This window comes from Candidatus Glomeribacter gigasporarum BEG34 (genome assembly GCF_000227585.1).
Taxonomy (GTDB): domain Bacteria; phylum Pseudomonadota; class Gammaproteobacteria; order Burkholderiales; family Burkholderiaceae; genus Glomeribacter; species Glomeribacter gigasporarum_B.
Genome location: NZ_CAFB01000118.1, coordinates 1 through 1696, shown reverse-complemented (window position 1 = coordinate 1696; position 1696 = coordinate 1). Strand labels below are relative to the sequence as shown.

Annotated in this window: 2 protein-coding genes; both read right to left on the bottom strand. The window is 56.8% G+C overall.

Annotation, left to right across the window (positions count from 1 at the left end; translation table 11 throughout):
• Window positions 1-26: 26 nt before the first annotated feature.
• The gene (gene rbfA / locus CAGGBEG34_RS09375; RefSeq protein ID WP_006683376.1) at window positions 27-386 is read right to left on the bottom strand and encodes a 30S ribosome-binding factor RbfA; all 360 of its coding nucleotides are present in this window, start codon (window positions 384-386) and stop codon (window positions 27-29) included.
• A gap of 14 nt (window positions 387-400) precedes the next feature.
• The coding region (gene infB, locus CAGGBEG34_RS09370; RefSeq protein ID WP_042688535.1) for a translation initiation factor IF-2 at window positions 401-1696 on the bottom strand (1296 nt) is incomplete at its 5' end.

The following is a 1696-nucleotide window of genomic DNA, read 5'->3' as shown; positions in this document are numbered from 1 at the left end:
CCAGCGCGGCTGTGCGAAACGCCTGCTTAAGCGCTGGGCGAACAGGACTCATTAATCAAGCGCAGTAGAGCGGCGGCTTTGTCGGGCGTCGGATCAGAGATGAAGTGTAGCGTAGGCACGGTATGGATGTGCAGACGTTTAAACAGCAGGCGGCGCAAATGACCGGCGGCGTGGTTCAACGCATCGCATGTTTGCTGCGGATCGCCGGACAGGGTCGTGAACCAGACTTTCGCGTGCGCGTAATCCGGCGTTAAATCGACGCCTTGCAGCGTGACGATGCCGCCGATGCGCGGGTCCTTCACTTCGCGCATGATCATGGCAGACAAATCACGCTGGATTTGATCGGCAATACGCAGTGCGCGCTCAGGCCGGTGATGTTTGGGCATGATTGAAATGATGGCTATAAAGTGCGGGCGACTTCAGTCACCTCAAAGCTTTCAAGCTGATCGCCGACGGCAATCGTATTGAAATTCTTGATCGACAAACCACATTCAAAACCCGCCTTGACTTCGCGGACATCGTCTTTAAAACGCTTTAAAGATCCAAGCTCGCCGGTATAAAGAACCACATTGTCGCGTATCACGCGCACTTTTGAGGTGCGTTTGACCAGCCCCTCTAGCACCATGCAGCCGGCAATCGCGCCCACTTTGGGCGCCTGGAATACCTGCCGCACTTCAATCAGGCCAGAAGCAATTTCTTTTTGTTGCGGCGCGAGCAGTCCGCTCATTGCGCCCTTGACCTCGTTCAGTGCATCATAGATCACATCGTAATAACGGATATCAACACCGTTTAATTCCGCCAGCTTGCGCGCGCCCGCATCCGCGCGCGTATTGAACCCAATGATGACGGCTTTGGATGCAATCGCCAGATGCACATCCGATTCGCTGACGCCGCCGACCGCCGAGTGAATCATCTGAACGCGCACTTCGCTGGTGGACAGTTTCGCGAGCGCATCGACCAGCGCTTCCTGTGAGCCTTGCACATCGGCCTTGACGATCAGCGGCAGCGTTTGTATTTCTCCTTCAGCATGTGCGCCGAACATATTTTCAAGCTTGGCCGCCTGCTGTCTGGCGAGTTTCACATCGCGGAATTTGCCTTGACGGAACAACGCAATCTCGCGCGCTTTACGCTCGTCCGGCAATGCGATGACCGGCTCGCCCGCCTGTGGAACTTCGGAGAGTCCGTGGATTTCGACCGGAATCGAAGGACCGGCTCGCAGCGCAGCCTTGCCGTTTTCGTCGAGCATCGCGCGCACACGTCCATAGGCCGCGCCCGCGAGCACCACATCGCCGCGTTTTAACGTCCCCGATTGCACCAGAACCGTTGCAACAGGCCCTTTGCCTTTGTCGAGTCTGGCTTCAATCACCAAACCTTTGGCGGGCGTATCCACCGGCGCTTTGAGCTCGCGCACCTCAGCCTGTAATAGTACATGTTCGAGCAGATCGTCGATGCCTTGCGCAGTCTTCGCTGAAACAGGCACAAAAGGCGATTCGCCGCCGTATTCTTCGGGAACGACGCCCTCGGCAATCAGTTCCTGTTTGATGCGCGCTGGATTCGCATCCGGTTTGTCGATTTTGTTGATGGCCACCACCATCGGCACGTCAGCCGCTTTGGCATGCGCGATGGCTTCTTTGGTTTGGGGCATCACGCCATCGTCGGCGGCCACAACCAGGATGACAATATCGGTCGCTTTCGC